Annotated in this window: 15 protein-coding genes; 1 reads left to right on the top strand and 14 read right to left on the bottom strand. The window is 47.4% G+C overall.

Features of this window, described 5'->3' with window-relative positions; translation table 11 throughout:
* Positions 1 to 281 precede the first annotated feature (281 nt).
* The 12 genes from ACX9NY_RS11130 to ACX9NY_RS11185 all read right to left on the bottom strand — a co-directional run bounded on the left by ACX9NY_RS11130 (position 282) and on the right by ACX9NY_RS11185 (position 12967).
* Positions 282 to 836: a glutathione peroxidase gene (locus tag ACX9NY_RS11130; RefSeq protein ID WP_472478592.1), complete on the bottom strand. Its 555-nt coding sequence runs from the start codon at positions 834 to 836 to the stop codon at positions 282 to 284.
* Between the two features lie 213 nt (positions 837 to 1049).
* Positions 1050 to 1775 carry a LutC/YkgG family protein gene (locus ACX9NY_RS11135; RefSeq protein WP_472478593.1) on the bottom strand — a complete coding sequence of 242 codons (726 nt, stop codon included), beginning with the start codon at positions 1773 to 1775 and terminating at the stop codon, positions 1050 to 1052.
* The gene (locus ACX9NY_RS11140) at positions 1765 to 3285 is read right to left on the bottom strand and encodes a LutB/LldF family L-lactate oxidation iron-sulfur protein (protein ID WP_339260688.1); all 1521 of its coding nucleotides are present in this window, start codon (positions 3283 to 3285) and stop codon (positions 1765 to 1767) included. The genes ACX9NY_RS11135 and ACX9NY_RS11140 overlap by 11 nt, the downstream gene beginning before the upstream one ends.
* Positions 3282 to 4010, bottom strand: a complete 729-nt coding sequence (locus ACX9NY_RS11145; RefSeq protein WP_472478594.1) for a (Fe-S)-binding protein — start codon at positions 4008 to 4010, stop codon at positions 3282 to 3284. Before ACX9NY_RS11145 ends, ACX9NY_RS11140 begins: the two co-directional genes overlap by 4 nt.
* A 243-nt stretch (positions 4011 to 4253) precedes the next feature.
* Positions 4254 to 5015, bottom strand: a complete 762-nt coding sequence (locus ACX9NY_RS11150) for a DeoR/GlpR family DNA-binding transcription regulator (RefSeq protein ID WP_342572707.1) — start codon at positions 5013 to 5015, stop codon at positions 4254 to 4256.
* A 2-nt stretch (positions 5016 to 5017) separates the two neighbouring features.
* On the bottom strand, positions 5018 to 6511 hold the full coding sequence (locus ACX9NY_RS11155) for a rhamnulokinase (RefSeq protein WP_472478595.1): 1494 nt from the start codon (positions 6509 to 6511) through the stop codon (positions 5018 to 5020).
* A gap of 234 nt (positions 6512 to 6745) precedes the next feature.
* Positions 6746 to 7261, bottom strand: coding sequence for a DUF2500 domain-containing protein (locus ACX9NY_RS11160; protein WP_472478596.1), 516 nt, complete (start codon positions 7259 to 7261; stop codon positions 6746 to 6748).
* A gap of 109 nt (positions 7262 to 7370) precedes the next feature.
* The gene (gene pepF / locus ACX9NY_RS11165; protein WP_472478597.1) at positions 7371 to 9173 is read right to left on the bottom strand and encodes an oligoendopeptidase F; all 1803 of its coding nucleotides are present in this window, start codon (positions 9171 to 9173) and stop codon (positions 7371 to 7373) included.
* A 500-nt stretch (positions 9174 to 9673) separates the two neighbouring features.
* Complete coding sequence (locus tag ACX9NY_RS11170) at positions 9674 to 10033, bottom strand: winged helix-turn-helix transcriptional regulator (protein WP_472478598.1); 360 nt, start codon at positions 10031 to 10033, stop codon at positions 9674 to 9676.
* Positions 10034 to 10305: 272 nt separating this feature from the next.
* Entirely contained in the window at positions 10306 to 10869 is a 564-nt protein-coding gene (gene hxlB, locus ACX9NY_RS11175) for a 6-phospho-3-hexuloisomerase (protein WP_472478599.1), read from the bottom strand.
* A 4-nt stretch (positions 10870 to 10873) separates the two neighbouring features.
* Positions 10874 to 11506 (bottom strand): 3-hexulose-6-phosphate synthase, encoded by a 633-nt coding sequence (gene hxlA, locus ACX9NY_RS11180; RefSeq protein ID WP_036670570.1) that lies wholly within the window; start codon positions 11504 to 11506, stop codon positions 10874 to 10876.
* Between the two features lie 378 nt (positions 11507 to 11884).
* Positions 11885 to 12967: a lactonase family protein gene (locus ACX9NY_RS11185; protein WP_472478600.1), complete on the bottom strand. Its 1083-nt coding sequence runs from the start codon at positions 12965 to 12967 to the stop codon at positions 11885 to 11887.
* Positions 12968 to 13182: 215 nt separating this feature from the next.
* Between ACX9NY_RS11185 and ACX9NY_RS11190 the strand changes: the two genes are divergently transcribed.
* The gene (locus ACX9NY_RS11190; protein WP_472478601.1) at positions 13183 to 14112 is read left to right on the top strand and encodes an AEC family transporter; all 930 of its coding nucleotides are present in this window, start codon (positions 13183 to 13185) and stop codon (positions 14110 to 14112) included.
* Here the strand turns inward: ACX9NY_RS11190 and ACX9NY_RS11195 are convergent.
* Positions 14090 to 14680 carry a DUF2062 domain-containing protein gene (locus tag ACX9NY_RS11195; protein WP_339241946.1) on the bottom strand — a complete coding sequence of 197 codons (591 nt, stop codon included), beginning with the start codon at positions 14678 to 14680 and terminating at the stop codon, positions 14090 to 14092. The two genes, ACX9NY_RS11190 and ACX9NY_RS11195, sit on opposite strands and share 23 nt — an antisense overlap.
* Before the next feature lie 58 nt (positions 14681 to 14738).
* Positions 14739 to 15197: an OsmC family protein gene (locus ACX9NY_RS11200; protein ID WP_339241944.1), complete on the bottom strand. Its 459-nt coding sequence runs from the start codon at positions 15195 to 15197 to the stop codon at positions 14739 to 14741.
* Positions 15198 to 15205: the final 8 nt, after the last annotated feature.

Raw genomic sequence — 15205 nt, forward strand, 5'->3', positions numbered from 1 at the left:
CACAACTAAAAATAATGACTTGATTACATGCAAAACTGCACTTAACCTTCGGATCGCACTTAACCTTCAATTCAACAGACTTAAGTTATTTTTTGCACAATTTCATATTTCATCCAGATAACTGTTAAACCAAAAAAGAACTGGCTGACCGAAATGGTATATTGGTCATTTTTGATTAAAAAAAATGGAGAACTCGTTATCTCCTTTTACCCTAACATTTCCAGTTCCAATCTTCAACCGTCCCAAAGTCATAGGACCTCAGGACAGGGATTACATTATAACTAGGAATTCTTCAACAGAATCTGGATCACCGGCTCTATCTCCAATGGAGCCACTGTCGTTTCATAACGGCCATGGACGTTCCCACTGCGGTCGATCATGAATTTGGTGAAATTCCATTTGATCCCGTCTCCTCGGTACAATTCGGGATGCTTCTCTTTTACAAAAGTGTCCATCCACTGTCCTTCTTGGGTATCCAGATCATAGCCTTGAAACGGCGCTTTTTCAGTCAGGTAATGGAACAAAGGATGCATCGATTGCCCTACCACCTCAACTTTCTCCAAGATCGGAAAGGAAATCTGAAACTGACTTCTGCAATATTCTGCAACCTCAGCGTTACTGCCAGGTTCTTTCTCGTTAAACTGGTTGCAAGGGAACGCCAGAATCTCCAGTCCTTGATTACCATAGGTCTTGTAAATCTGCTGAAGTTCACTGAATTGCCGGGAGTAGCTACACCGACTTGCTGTATTTACAATAAGCAGTACTTTCCCTTTGAATGCTGACAAATCCCCCTCGTGGCCATCCATGTACGGAACCTGGTAAGAAAATATACTCATTCACAACGCCTCCTCTTTCTCTCTCATATCTCACATCAATTCTCTCTTGAGAAGAATTATACACCCACCCTATTAATAGGTGAAATATATAATAAGTATATGATTGATAGTTTTTAACTATAAAAACTCAACAAAAAAACTGTCCTCAGCAGCTACGTGCTACCTCTTGGACAGTCTTCCAAATCATGTTGCGCCATCACGCTCAACTCACCGTTAACCCATAATCAAACCATATACAATACCTGGTCCGTGTACCCCAATGGTCAGATCATTTTCAATATCGGACGATCGGCTTGGGCCTGAAATAAAGTGGATACCTGCAGGGAGGTTCTCTCTTCCCACCTCGTCAAATCGATCAAGCGTTTCACCCAGTCTGGTGTACAGCCGATCTACTGGAATAATGATGATAAGTACTGTAGGCAGCAAACTGACGGAACGACCTTTTTCCGGTGAAGAAAGTACAGTAACCGAGCCTGTATATGCAGTTGCATAATCCGCCATGACCACACCAATATCAGCCTCAGCTGCCCGAGCCCTCCAGTTCTCATCCGCTTGACTATTCCAGACGGAGATCTGTACATCCGGGAGCTGCGCTTCCAATCCGAGATCTTTTAGCGCCTGTTCATTCTGACGAATGATATATCTGGCACTCAGTTCATGCGATTTGTTAGCAATGAATTGAGATACTTCTTCCATGTTCTGAACCCGTGCAATGTGTGCGCCTACACTTACAAAGTTATCCGTAAATGCTTGAATACGCTTCTCTTCATCCCATTCCAATTCCGTCCAAAAGTCGGGTGCTCCCCGAAAGGGTTGGGTCGGCGCTTGGCGTTGCCTTGGTCTTCTCAATTTCGAAGCAATGTCTTTCATGAACTGCTCCTGTTTCTCAATGGACTTCTTCTCCAATTGTGCAAGCCATTGCTCATGTTCAGTGACCATGCTTCTTCCCCTCCCCTTCTTCTCGTTCACGAATAATCTGCTCCATACGGCTGCGAACGGAAGAATCCATAGCTTGTTGCTTCTCGTTCAGTTCCTGATCCAGCTTGTTCCATTGTTGCCGGAAGGATTTCTTGGCGAGACTTGGCGCAACCCGATAATTGTTCCAGCCTTTAAGTGGACCCAGCTTGAGAGAAATGCCGTTGTTGCGCACAACTGCCTTCTGCCCGATCTGTCCCAGACGTATGGCCGCACTGAAGCGTTTGGAATTGGAAACAACTGCAGCAAAGCCCTTCATGCCCATGCTCTCCATTTTGTTGCCATGACCGTCTTCCACTTTACGCCTGCGTAGATAAACAAGCATATCATGTAGCGGAATTTTAACTGGACATGCTTCATAACAGGCTCCACACAGACTCGAAGCACCCGCAATATCATTCCATTCATCAATGTTGCCATTGAGTGCAGGTGTCAATACCGCTCCAATCGGTCCGCTATAGGTTCCACCATAGGCATGGCCCCCAATATGGCGATATACCGGGCAAGCATTCAAACAAGCACCACAGCGAATACAATTCAGCAGTTCTTGAAACTCGGGATCACCGAGTTGAAGGGATCGACCGTTATCCACGATAATGATGTGCATTTCATCCGGTCCATCCGCATCCGCTGTACGGCGAGGACCTGTGATGCCTGACATATACATCGTCAGTTTCTGACCTGTTGCAGAGCGTGGCAACAAGGTTGCCATGACCTCCAGATCCGTCCACGAGGGGATGATCCGCTCCATGCCCATCAGTGTAATCTGCGTTTTGGGAACAGTGGATACCATACGGGCATTACCTTCATTTTCGAACAAAACCATGGAACCTGTCTCTGCAATTGCAAAATTACAGCCCGTCATGCCAATATCCGCCTCAAGGAATTTCTCGCGCAGCTTTTTGCGAACAAACCCCGCAAGTACCGTCGTATCCGGCTCCAGAATTTCACCCGCTTCCTTCGATAACAACTCTGCAATCTGATAGCGGTTCTTATGGATGGCTGGAATGACAATATGAGAGGGGGCCTCGCCTGCCAACTGTATGATGTATTCACCCAGGTCGGTCTCGATCGCTTCAATGCCCGCTGACTCCAGCACATGATTCAGATGTACTTCCTCCGACACCATCGATTTGGACTTTACCACCGTAGACGCCTGCTTGTGAGCCGCAATATCGAGTGCAATCGCCGCTGCTTCCACCGATGTATCTGCAAAATGAATATGAACCCCGTTCGCACGGGCGTTATTCACAAATTCATTCAGATAATAATCCAGGTGCGCAATGGTATGCAGACGAATCTGACGTCCACGTTCCCGCCACTCATCCCAGTTTCCATGTTCTTCTGAGGCCGACTTCTTACCGTTACGCAATCGTTCTGTTGTGAATTTGACCGCCTTACGCAGAAAATCATCATTCAAGGCCAGTCCGGCACGTTCTTTGACCGTCGTATCCATAACTCCCGGTTGGCTCATCCAGTTCGCACCCCCTCATACAATAGTTCCGCCAGATGCATCACACGCACCGGTTCATTCCGATAACGCAGATTACCTGCGATATTCATCAGACAGGCCATGTCTAGCCCCACCAGTACTTCGGCTTGGGTCTCTTTGACATGATCAACCTTCTCCGTCACCATCGCTCCTGAAATATCGGACATTTTGATGGCAAAGGTACCTCCAAACCCGCAGCAATCCTCAGCAAACGGCAGGGGAACCAATTCCAGTCCCTTTACTTGGGATAGTAATGCCATCGGCTCATCCTTTACACCCAGCAGACGACTACCGTGGCAGGATGGATGATAGGTTACTTTGTGTGGAAAATGTGCGCCCAGATCGGTTATCCCGAGTACCTGAACGAGGAATTGAGTGAATTCATAGACTTTGGCTTCCAATCGTTTTGCCTTCTCCAACCACACCGGTTCATCCGCGAACAGTTCGGGATAATGATGAATCATATACGTACACGATCCCGAAGGACAGACTACAAAATCACTGTCGTCAAACGCTTCAAGAATCGTCTTGGCCGCTACCCGAGTCTCATCCCAGTACCCGCTATTGTAGGAAGGCTGACCGCAGCAGGTCTGAACCGGCGGGAAATCCAGCCGAACGCCATGAGCGGCGAGCAATCTGACCATGGCCTCCCCCACTCGGGGATAGATGGCATCGCTGAGGCAGGTAATGAATAAGGAGACCTTCATAAGTACACGCTCCTATTAACTGATTAGTAGATGAATTGACTAAAAATATTGAATAAGAATATTTACAATGAACACTCCGATGACAGAATAACCTTCCGATCGCTGTTATCCCCAGATTTTTTAATTTACTTTTTAAAGGATAAAATCCGGGGATAAAGGCGCACGCTTCGCTTCTTCAAGTTATTTCTGTCCTCTCCGTTTCGTGTAAATGTTTAGTTCAATTTATATTAATAAATTCAAAGCTTAAACCGTAATAATCTCGATATCGTATCCGCTCAAACGTTCTGTCTGTTCAGCCTCCAATGGCTGATCGGTAACGATCGTATGGACTGCATCTAATCCGGATACCCGAGCAAAAGCACGGACACCAAATTTACTGGCATCGGCAAGTAAGATGACCTGATCGGATATGCCAACCATCTTTTGCTTCAGCCTTGCCTGAAGTTCATTGGATTCACTGATTCCGCCACCTTCAAGATGTACGCCTTTGCAGGACAAAAACAATTTGTCCACATGATACGTCTCCAGAGAACGCTCCGCGAGTGGCCCTACAAAAGACAACGAGCGAGATGCCAACTGGCCTCCCGTTGAGATGACCTCAACCTTGTCACGACTGCTAAGTTCAGTCGCTACCTGAATGGAATTAGTCAAGACGGTCAGCGGAAAATCAGGCATGTTTGCTGCCATATAACCTGCCGTTGTACTGGCATCCAACAGAATGCGATCACCCGGATTAATCATCGCCAGAGCCGCTTGTGCAATCCGTTTTTTCTCTTCCGCATGGGTTGTCTCCCTGATCCGATAAGGGATCTCGGGCTGATCTTCCTTCACACTCACGGCACCACCGTGAGAGCGACGCAGTCGTCCTGCCTGTTCCAAACGATCCAGATCTCGCCGGATGGTTTCCTCCGTCACCCGGCAGCGTTCACTAAGCTCGGATACACGCATACTGCCCTTGACATTCACCATCTCCACAATCCGGTCATACCGCTCGGCTGCCAACATGTTTACATCTCACTCCCCGCTTGTGAAGTGGATGAAGCCGTCACACGCAAAAATCTGCCGTAAGCCTCTTCCCAGATTGATCCGTCCTGCGGCTCATACGCAATTACAGGAAATGAATCACGAATGGCCTTGCGAGCTTCCCAGATATCCTTAAACGCTCCGCTCGCCATCCATTGCACAACCATATTCCCGATAGCACTTCCCTCTGCCGGACCCGCCCATACCGGCTTGCCAATGGAATTCGCAGTCCACTGACATAACAGGCGGTTTTGGATACCTCCACCGACCATATGCAATCCGTTGAACGACTGTCCCGATAATTGTTCCGTCCATCCCAGAACTCTTCTATACTTCAATGCAAGACTCTCCAGAATTGCCCGGGCAATAGCCCCCTGATCCTCTGGTATCACTTGTCCTGTATCACGGCAATACTGGCGTATTCGGGTTGTCATATCTCCTGCTGGCATGAACAGTTCATCATCCGGATCAAATAAACTGGCAAATGGAGGTGCCTGCTCCGCCTTTGCCAATAACGCACTGTAGCTAATTTCCTGCCCCTGACGCTCCCACTCCCGCATGCTTTCCTGCAAAATCCACAGACCCATAATGTTCTTGAGCAGACGGAATGTTCCGCCCGTCCCGCCTTCATTCGTGAAGTTCAATGCCAGACTCTCGGTACTAATCGCAGGATGATCTATCTCGGTACCCATCAGGGACCAGGTTCCACAGCTCAGGTAAGCAAATGAACGTTCCGTTGCAGGAACAGCCACAACGGCTGAACCCGTATCATGCTCCGCAACGGCGATCACAGGGATAGAAGAAAGACCAAGGTCGTTACAGATGCTGCTGCGCAACTGTCCAACACGGGTGCCTGGCATCACCGCTTCACCGAAGAGTTTCTCCGAAATGCGAATATGCTTCAGCAACTCACCGTCCCATTGACCCTGTGAGGGATTATACAATTGTGTTGTCGTAGCATTGGTGAACTCATTCACGGCTTCTCCCGTCAGAAAGTATCGAAGCAAATCCGGAATCATGAGAAACCGCTCTGCTTCATGAAGAAGCGGAGAACCGCTACGTTGAAGGGTTGCCAACTGATACAGGGTATTAAAGCTAAGAAACTGAATCCCTGTACGTTCAAAGATTCGCTGAGAGCTCAACTCTTGGCGTACCTGATCCATCATGCCGTTAAACTGTGTATCACGGTAATGATACGGGTTACCCAGTAGCTCACCATGACTGCCAAGCAAACCAAAATCAACGCCCCAGGAATCGATCCCCAGGCTCTCCGGCTTTTCTCCCTGCTGTTTCACAAGTGTAAGCCCTTGCAACAATTCATGATGCAATCGCAGAATATCCCAGTGCATCCGCTCGCCAACCTTCACGGGTTCATTCTTGAACCGATGAATTTCGCTTGTTTCGATCCCATGATCATTCAGATGTCCCAATAGCGCTCTCCCGCTGCCAGCGCCCAAATCATAAGCCAAAACACTCACTGCGCTTCACCAACCTTTCGAGCCAATTCTATTTTCCACACGATATCTCTTGATTTAGTTCGCACTCTGTACTTTATTCTGTATTTATTGTTTGTTTGTTTTTGTTTAATACTGTTTTACTTTATTTTACGAGTATATCACCATTGTAAGCGTTTGAATACCCTTCGATTTTTCTTTCTTTTGGGCATACCAAAAACGACTCTCTCCCAAGTAGGAGGAGCCGCATTTCTATTTTCACGTATAAAACTGGCCTTTGTTAACGCCCGACTGGGGCTGCACATCTCTCTCAAAATGCTTGAATCGTGTCCCCTGATACGTCAGCATCCCTCGATCATATTCAGCCAGCATGCCATAATGGTTTCCACCAACAATCAGTTCAATGCGCTCCCCATTGTCGAATTCAAATGTAACATAATACCGGGTCGTCGCACTGCTATCTCCGCTACCACCTGATACTTCCGTTCGTTTGGCCACCACTGTTGAATGCAAGGTTAACAATGTTGCAGCATTATTCGATGACCATGTGCGTACCCCTGAGATGATGGCATATACAATCACACCCGCAACAATAAGAAATACGGCACCAATAAAAATGGAAACAAACGCACCCATGGTACCAAACTCATTCAATCCCGAAAAGAAACCACCCTGATTGCCTTCAAAACCCGGTACTCCACTCATGTCGTCAAACACACCAAAGCCGTCCACGCTTAATCGGCCCATCGATGAGGACACGCTCGTTAACGCCATTCATCATCGTTCCTTTCCCCTTGCAAAATAAGATGCACCGCCCCCACGCAAGGAGGGCGGTGCATGCAGACAACCCGTTCTGCCTTGTCCGTATACTATATGAACCAGATCAGGAATACAGACGTTCAAGTTCGTCGACCAGACTGCCGACATAAGCAACCGCAGAACGAATCGGCTCGGGTCCGGACATATCGACACCTGCAAGCTTCATTAACTCCTGCGGAGTGAGACTTCCACCGGCTTTGAGTGCTTCGAGCCAGCGATCTACCGCAGGCTGCCCTTCTTCCCTAATCTGTTGTGCTGCCGCTGTGGAAGCGGTCAAACCTGCCGCATAGGTATATGGATATAGACCCATATAATAATGAGGTTGTCTCATCCACGTGAGCTTGGCCCCTTCATCAATTACCAGATCAGGTCCCCAGAATTCGGAAAGGATGTCTCCTTTGAGCTGACTTAACGTCTTCGCCGTAATCGGCTCATCATTGGTTGCGCGTGCATATACCCTGCGCTGCAATTCACCTTCCAGCAGATGTGTAACGAAGTTATGGTAATACGTATTCAACAGTTGCAAAATGACCCAACGACGCATTCTCGGATTATCGGAACGTTTTAATAGATGATCTGCCAGCAGCATTTCATTCATGGTCGATGGTGCCTCGATGAAATACAGTGATGGCCTTGTATTCGTGAGCCGTTGGTAACGTCCCGCAAGCATGAAGTGGCCTGCATGTCCCACTTCATGGGCAAGTGTAAATGCTCCGCGCATATTGTTCGCCCAAGAAATTAAGATATAGGAGTGCGAACCATATATAGAAGAGCAAAATGCCCCTGTGGATTTGCCTGCATTATCTGCGTAATCCACCCAGCGATCGCGAAATGCGCGCTCTACGATCTCGCCATACTCCGGCCCAAGCACATCAAGCGCTTCTTGAATGAGTGTGCACGCCTCATCATATGTAATGGCAGGGCTAAATTCAGGATCAAGCGGGGCCTTCAGATCACAGAACATCAGCTTGTCCAGACCCAGCTCACGTTTCTTGAGAGCCGCCAGTCTGCGCATATGTGGTGCGAGTTCCTGCTGGATAATATCCAGAATATTATTGTACATCTCTTTGCTCACTTGCTGTGGGCTAAGAAGCATATCTGTAACATCGTCATAACCCCGCAGCCTGGATAACACAACTTGTTTCTTCACTTCGGTTGCATAACCTTCTGCGAACGTATTTTTGTAATCATTTAATGTCGAGCTGAATGCAGCATAAGCAGAACGGCGCAGCTTGGTATCGGACGACATCTCATAATTATTTTCATAGAAAGACCAGGACAGTGGACGATTATTGTCCTCTCCATCGAGAGCATCGTCAAACGTCATGTCTGCCAGTTTACCGCGCAGATAGATACGGTATGGCGAATCCAGTACCTCTCCGAGTGAAGCGAGTACCTTCTCGGTCTCTGGCGTAAGCCGATGTGCTTTTTCCCGAATCAAACGCTCCAAACTGCGCGCATATGGCTCCAATCCCGGAAGTTCTTGGATATAACGCTCTACCGTTCCATCCGGAAGTTCAACGATCTCCGAATTAACAAAAGACAAGGATGACGACAGATTCGATAGGATATCTCCTGCTTTAGCTGAATTCTCTATGTTTACCGGATTGGTGCTGTCCTCTGACTGCTTCAAGCGGGCATAAGAAGCCGTCTTGCCGATTCGCTCCTGCAAAGCTTCACGAGCATCCAGACAAGCCAGCAATTGTTCAGCGCCTTCGCCCAGACGTCCTTTAAACATTTCAATCTGGGCAGCAGCCTCAGGAAGTGATCGAAGCTCCTGCTCCCACTCTACATCAGTTACAAACAAGTCTCTTAATTCCCAAGTGGTTTCCTGTTCTACCTCAGCACGTGTACGTATTTTTTCCATCTTTAGTTGTCATCCTCCTTGCATTTTCCAATATCTCTCATCGTATCATATTCGGTTTATGTATACATGACATCTGCAAATAATGAGACTTTTGGTTCAGGGGAATACAGATTGGACTAAAGAATATTCACACTTACCACTCCGATGACAGAACAACCTTCCGATCGCTGTTATCCCCAGATTTTTTTGATTCCCTTTTTCAAAGGTGAAAATCCAGTGATAAAGGCGAACGCTCCGCTTCTTCAGGTTCTTTCTGTCCTCTACGTTCTCATGTGAATGTGTAGTTCCATCTATATAAAAGGGGTATCTAGGATAAAAGCCAGTATATGCTTGCGATGTAGCTTTCTTTCAGAAAGCTTTTAGCTTCGCTTCTTAAGTCTATTTCTGCCCACTGCGTTTGGAGTAAACTATTGATCATGTGACCAAATTTGAAAGTAACTAAAAAACCGCTGGTTATGGAAGTATCCATTTACCCGGCGGTTCATTAAGAACTTACTTATTTAGATTTCTTTCCAGATTACATTTTCACCGTAATTTTTACCCCAGTTATACATTGCATGCAGCACAGGCATCAGGCTCTGACCGTGATCTGTCAACGTATATTCCACCCGAGGAGGGACTTCTGCATAAACCTTACGCTCAATCAGCTTGTCTTCCTCGAGCTCACGCAACTGGTTGGTCAGCATTTTCTGGGTAATATGAGGGATTAAGCGTTTCAGCTCACTGAAACGTTTGGTGCCTTCCAGACCCAAATGCCACAAAATGATCAGTTTCCATTTGCCACCGATCACCGCAAGGGTCAATTCCTTCTCACAGTTGATTTCTTTCAGATTAATCCGTTCTTTGACTTCGGCTGCCATGGCTCCGAGCCCCCTCATCTTCAATCTTATATCGCGTATATTACGCATATCACGGGAATACTTCACATCAGGTAAGCTTTCCGCTCCATGCATGATGTAATAAGTACGTTCATTCGATACAGCTATCTATTAATTCTACTACAGCCTGAACGGGATGCAAAGTTTAACTGAAATCAGAAACACGAATAAAATCTATTCACCTGAAAGACTGTACATCGCACAAAAGACCAGAACCCTTCATAATCAAAGGATTCCGGTCTTTCATCTATTCCCTATTCCAGGTTTGCGTGGCGGCCAAACATATCCGCTCCGGTCATGCCCTTCATTTCCATCATCGTAAGGATGAGAGCATCCATGCCGATTAACAGTCCCTGTTCAAACAGCGAGCCCATTGGCTGGATGGTGACTTCCGCTCCGGAAGTCGCTGTGTCCTCTTTGGCTGAAGCCGGGAGGCGCACTATCGTAGTTGCCAATTGACCGATCGTGGACTCTGGCTTGATCGTAATCAGGCCGACAGGTGCTCCTGCTTGACTAGCCTTCTTAGCCATAGCTACCAGACTGCCTGTCTCTCCTGAGCCAGAGCACAGCAAGAGGAAGTCTTTCGAGCTAATCCCGGGTGTAACGGTCTCGCCCACCACAAATACACGAAGCCCCATCTGCATCAATCTCATGGCAAAAGCCTTTCCCATCAGACCTGACCGGCCTGCTCCAGCCACAAAAATCTGTTCTGCAGCCAGAATGTGTTTAGCCATTGCTTGCATCTCTGCATCATCGATCTGGCTCAGGGTACGTTCCAGCTCCTTCAAGATGTCAGCTGCGTACTGTGTTTTGCTCATCTGCTTACCCTTGTTTAACAAGACGTTGCATTTCAGCTGCAACTGCTGCTTTGTCTGCTTGTCCTGTGATACCGCCACCTACAATAACCAGGTCCGGTTGTGCTTTGATTACTTCTGGCAATGTTTCCAGCTTGATTCCACCAGCGACAGCCGTTTTAGCGTTTTTCACAGCAGCTTTGATCGTTTGCAGATCTTCGAACGGGCTTTGTCCTTCAGCTTGCAAGTCATAACCTGTGTGTACACAGATGTAATCTACGCCAAGCGCATCAATTTCACGAGCACGTTGTTCAAGATTAGGCACGTTGATCATGTCTACAAGAACTTGTTTGTTTTGTTTCTTCGCTTCTGCTACTGCACCTTTGATCGTGCTATCGTTGGTTGCCCCAAGCACAGTGATCAGATCCGCACCAGCCTCAGCAGCTTTCATGATTTCATAACCACCAGCGTCCATGATTTTAAGGTCTGCAAGAACTTGCAGATTAGGGAATGCTTCTTTCATCGCTTTTACCGCGTGCAAACCTTCATTAATAACGATTGGTGTACCAATCTCAACGATATCAATATATTGTTCAACCTCTTTAACCAGTGCGATACCTTCAGGGATGTTTACCAAGTCGAGTGCCAATTGCAATTTCATCTTTTATTTCTCCTTTTTTGTTCAAATATGGGCCGTTCCTGTAAAAATAATAATTAGATATTTAGCTTGCACCAATTTGTCTGTAGAGATGCATGCAGTGTTTGTTTTGGCTACTCACTCATTGTAGACCCTGACTATCCATTCAGGAAGTACGCACTTTGAAGTGGGGTAGTTACTTGGGCGATACTATTGATAATTATTCGTTGTTAAATGAAATATAAAACGTGATTAATCCTATGTTCAGGTCCGTTCACAGCACTGTTTACAGCAGAACAGCAACCTAATTATCACGTTGGATGTCAATATAAAAGACCCCACCACATGGCAGGGCCCTTATCATTTCAATCCAGCCAAGGCCGGTATTAGAAATGTATCATTTTACAGATATACAGGCTTCACACATACCGGCTTGGATACACCTGTGCTGTGACCTGTGTATTTCAGGCGTCCGCTCTCCTGATCCACCGTGAATGACACGATGTTGTTCGTATCGCGGTTAGCGGCGATCAGCAGTTTGCCGTTAGGTGTCAGAGCAAAGTGACGCGGGTGCTCCCCTTCAGCAGATACATGCTCAACCAGTGTCAGGTGACCTTTGTCTGCATCTACTGCAAATACAACGATGCTGTCATGTCCACGGTTAGAACCATATACATAACGTCCATCATTGGAAACCGCGATTTCCGCTGTTGTATTCTCTTTGCCATCATATCCATCAGGCAGTGTGGATACAGTAGAAACCTCTGTCAATGTACCTGCTGCTGCATCGTATTGGAACGAAGTAATCGAAGAATCCACTTCGTTGATCACATAAGCGAATTGACCATTCGGATGGAATGCCAAGTGACGTGGGCCTGCACCCGCATGCGTTTTGGTTTCACTGTGCAGCACAAGTTCATTCTTGTCTGCATCAATGGAATAGATCGCGATTTTGTCCGCACCGAGATCCTGTACCATCATGTATTTGCCATCCGGGCTGAAGAAAGCGGAATGCACATGGGGCTTGTCCTGACGTTCAGGATGCGCACCTTGGCCTTCATGTTTCTTCTCGTCCAGAAGCGCTCCAACTTCACCGTTATCCGTCAAGGCTTGCAAACCTACCAGACCACCGTGGTAACTGGAGAGGATCAAGTATTTGCCGGAAGGATCACGCTGGATATGGCATGGTGGAGCTGAAATGGAGTCATTCCGGTTCAGCAACGTTAATTTTCCTGTGGAAGGATCAATGCTCAGAGCTACAGCTTCAGACATTTTATTGCCTTCAGCTGACGCTGTTTCACCAATCGCATACAGTTTGTTACCTTCAGCATCCACGTTGACAAACGTTGGGTTTTTCACGCCCGCGATGCCGTCAAGCTTGGACAAGCTGCCTGTATCCTCATTCAATTCATATGCATAAATGCCCTCATTTTCCGTTTCGGCATAAGAGCCAGCAAGTACGAGCAAGCGTTTTGATTCGCTCATTACAGTTTCCTCCTCTATGTGTATGTAATCTTGTTGCACCTCTTCTATAATAAATCTGCCATATCAAAATAGCAATCCGCTGACGCTACGCATCAGGGAAATCCTCAGTTAAGCAAGGCGATTACTACAACATGATCATCCTGAAATCCATGTATATGAGGTTCATCTTCTGCTATGATAAAATAGGTTTTTCATCCGGAAGGGACTGAACTGCATTGCTTCACTCATTCATACTCACGTTATACCATGTATTCTTGCCGATATCACTTCCCGTGATCGGAGGTATTCTGTTAAAATGCTTCAAGAATTGGGATACCCGGTCGCTCTCGACCTTTTCCCTTTATATTTTGAGCCCTGCGCTCATCTTCAATACATTGCTGCATGCAGAGATCACCTGGACGGACGTAACCAGCACATTCTGGTTCTCCTTCATCAATCTGATTGCCCTGTGGGCACTCGCCGAGCTGTTAAGCCGGATTTTCCGTCTGGGTGCAAGCGAAAAAGCGGGTCTCACCCTTGTCTCCACATTTACGAACTGCGTGAATTACGGGCTCCCGCTGGTACTGCTGGCCTTTGGTCAGCTCGGACTGGACAAGGCTTCCGTCTACGTTATTGGACAGATGATCATTGTGAATACGGTAGGTATCTTTTTTGCCGCGAGATCCGAATTCACGGTAAAAAATGCGATCCTGTCCGTTTTCCGCATGCCTTCCATCTATGCTGCTGGCATCGCCATTGCGCTGCGTGCGTCCAATCTGAGCCTGCCTGAAGCACTGGATGGAGGGATTGCCATGCTGGCTGCGGGCTATTCTCCTGTCGTTCTCGCCATTCTTGGGGCACAGATGCTCAGACCCAAAGGAGCAACGGTACCTTGGTTGCCCAATGTACGCCGAGCCTTCTGGACCGGACTTGTGGTGCGTCTCGCAGCTGCGCCGATTCTCTCCTGGCTGATTCTGACCGCACTTCAGGTCGAAGGTACGTTATTCAGTGTGCTGCTGATTCTCGCATCCATGCCCACCGCAGTGAACGCTGTTATTTTGGCTGAACAGTTCAATGCTTCCCCGCAGTTTGTATCTCGCTGTATTCTGTGGACTACTGCTGCATCCATGTTCATGCTGCCCATTATGATTGTGATGGCTTCCTGATTAACACCGGAGGGGATACCGAAGCGATATCCGCTTGTCGGCGTTTCTCCAGCCGGCGTTCATAACGCCGGTTGAGCGCTCTGACATAGAAAAATTTCACGACAAAGTACGAAATTACACCCAAAATGACACCGAACACGGACATACCTGCCAGAATATCCAGCCCACCAAGCAACAATTCGCTCACGGCCGACCAGTTTCCACGAAACAGCTCCATGAATGCACTCTCATGCACCAGTCCCTGTCCCATGCTGTGAGCAGGCAAAATCCATGAACCAATCTGTTTGGCGAGCGGCATCAGTATAATAGGTAAAAACGTAAGTTTACCAATCACATTACCAACAATCGCTGCGGGCATCGAACCGCCAGACAGTCGTACAATGGGATAAAATATGAGATAGATCAGGGAAGCGGTCGAGATCACGATCAATTCCAATCCGAACCCTATGGCAAATCCGGTGGATACTTTATGCGCACCTCCGGGAGCACGTAACAATTTGAGAAAATTCAGCTTCATAGCACGTGTTAAACGTACCCAGCGGTTAGTCTTGCGCTTCTGTGTGTTCATACCGAATGACTCCTTATTTTACACAAATGACAACTTGAATCGTCTATTCTTCAGTATATCACACCGCCTTAGCTCCTGTTGTAATAATGACCGGTTGTGTCTCCATCTGGACATTACCTGCCACCGCTCGGGAGATCATGCAGGATGATTCAGCCTTGTGCGCTAAGCGCTCAGCCTTGGTTATATCCGCCTCTGAAGCATCCTGGCTGAGTACAATCCGGGGTCTATGTACGATCCGTTCGTACGTAAATACGTTATTCGTAACATCTACCGTTGCTTCCGATTCAAGCGTCAATTCATCCGGCGTAATATCCGAACGCTCTAGCATTGCAGCCAGTGTGATCAGATAACAGGTGGAGGCTGCACCCAGCAGCATCTCATCCGGGTTGGTTCCCGTACCGGGTCCGCCCATCTCCTGCGGAATCGATATGACCGTTTTTAATCCACCCGCATCGATTGTTCCCTCACTGTTACGTCCACCATTCCATACCGCTTTCAGATGAAAAGGATGTTTCATGACACTTC

This window comes from Paenibacillus sp. CB74 (assembly GCF_055687625.1).

Bases quoted from the DNA above. Each gene is read 5' to 3' on its own strand.
- ACX9NY_RS11130 (WP_472478592.1), bottom strand. From the start codon at position 836: ATGAGTATATTTTCTTACCAGGTTCCGTACATGGATGGCCACGAGGGG.
- ACX9NY_RS11135 (WP_472478593.1), bottom strand. From the start codon at position 1,775: ATGGTCACTGAACATGAGCAATGGCTTGCACAATTGGAGAAGAAGTCC.
- ACX9NY_RS11140 (WP_339260688.1), bottom strand. From the start codon at position 3,285: ATGAGCCAACCGGGAGTTATGGATACGACGGTCAAAGAACGTGCCGGA.
- ACX9NY_RS11145 (WP_472478594.1), bottom strand. From the start codon at position 4,010: ATGAAGGTCTCCTTATTCATTACCTGCCTCAGCGATGCCATCTATCCC.
- ACX9NY_RS11150 (WP_342572707.1), bottom strand. From the start codon at position 5,015: ATGTTGGCAGCCGAGCGGTATGACCGGATTGTGGAGATGGTGAATGTC.
- ACX9NY_RS11160 (WP_472478596.1), bottom strand. From the start codon at position 7,261: ATGGCGTTAACGAGCGTGTCCTCATCGATGGGCCGATTAAGCGTGGAC.
- pepF (WP_472478597.1), bottom strand. From the start codon at position 9,173: ATGGAAAAAATACGTACACGTGCTGAGGTAGAACAGGAAACCACTTGG.
- ACX9NY_RS11170 (WP_472478598.1), bottom strand. From the start codon at position 10,033: ATGGCAGCCGAAGTCAAAGAACGGATTAATCTGAAAGAAATCAACTGT.
- hxlB (WP_472478599.1), bottom strand. From the start codon at position 10,869: ATGAGCAAAACACAGTACGCAGCTGACATCTTGAAGGAGCTGGAACGT.
- hxlA (WP_036670570.1), bottom strand. From the start codon at position 11,506: ATGAAATTGCAATTGGCACTCGACTTGGTAAACATCCCTGAAGGTATC.
- ACX9NY_RS11185 (WP_472478600.1), bottom strand. From the start codon at position 12,967: ATGAGCGAATCAAAACGCTTGCTCGTACTTGCTGGCTCTTATGCCGAA.
- ACX9NY_RS11195 (WP_339241946.1), bottom strand. From the start codon at position 14,680: ATGAACACACAGAAGCGCAAGACTAACCGCTGGGTACGTTTAACACGT.
- ACX9NY_RS11200 (WP_339241944.1), bottom strand. From the start codon at position 15,197: ATGAAACATCCTTTTCATCTGAAAGCGGTATGGAATGGTGGACGTAAC.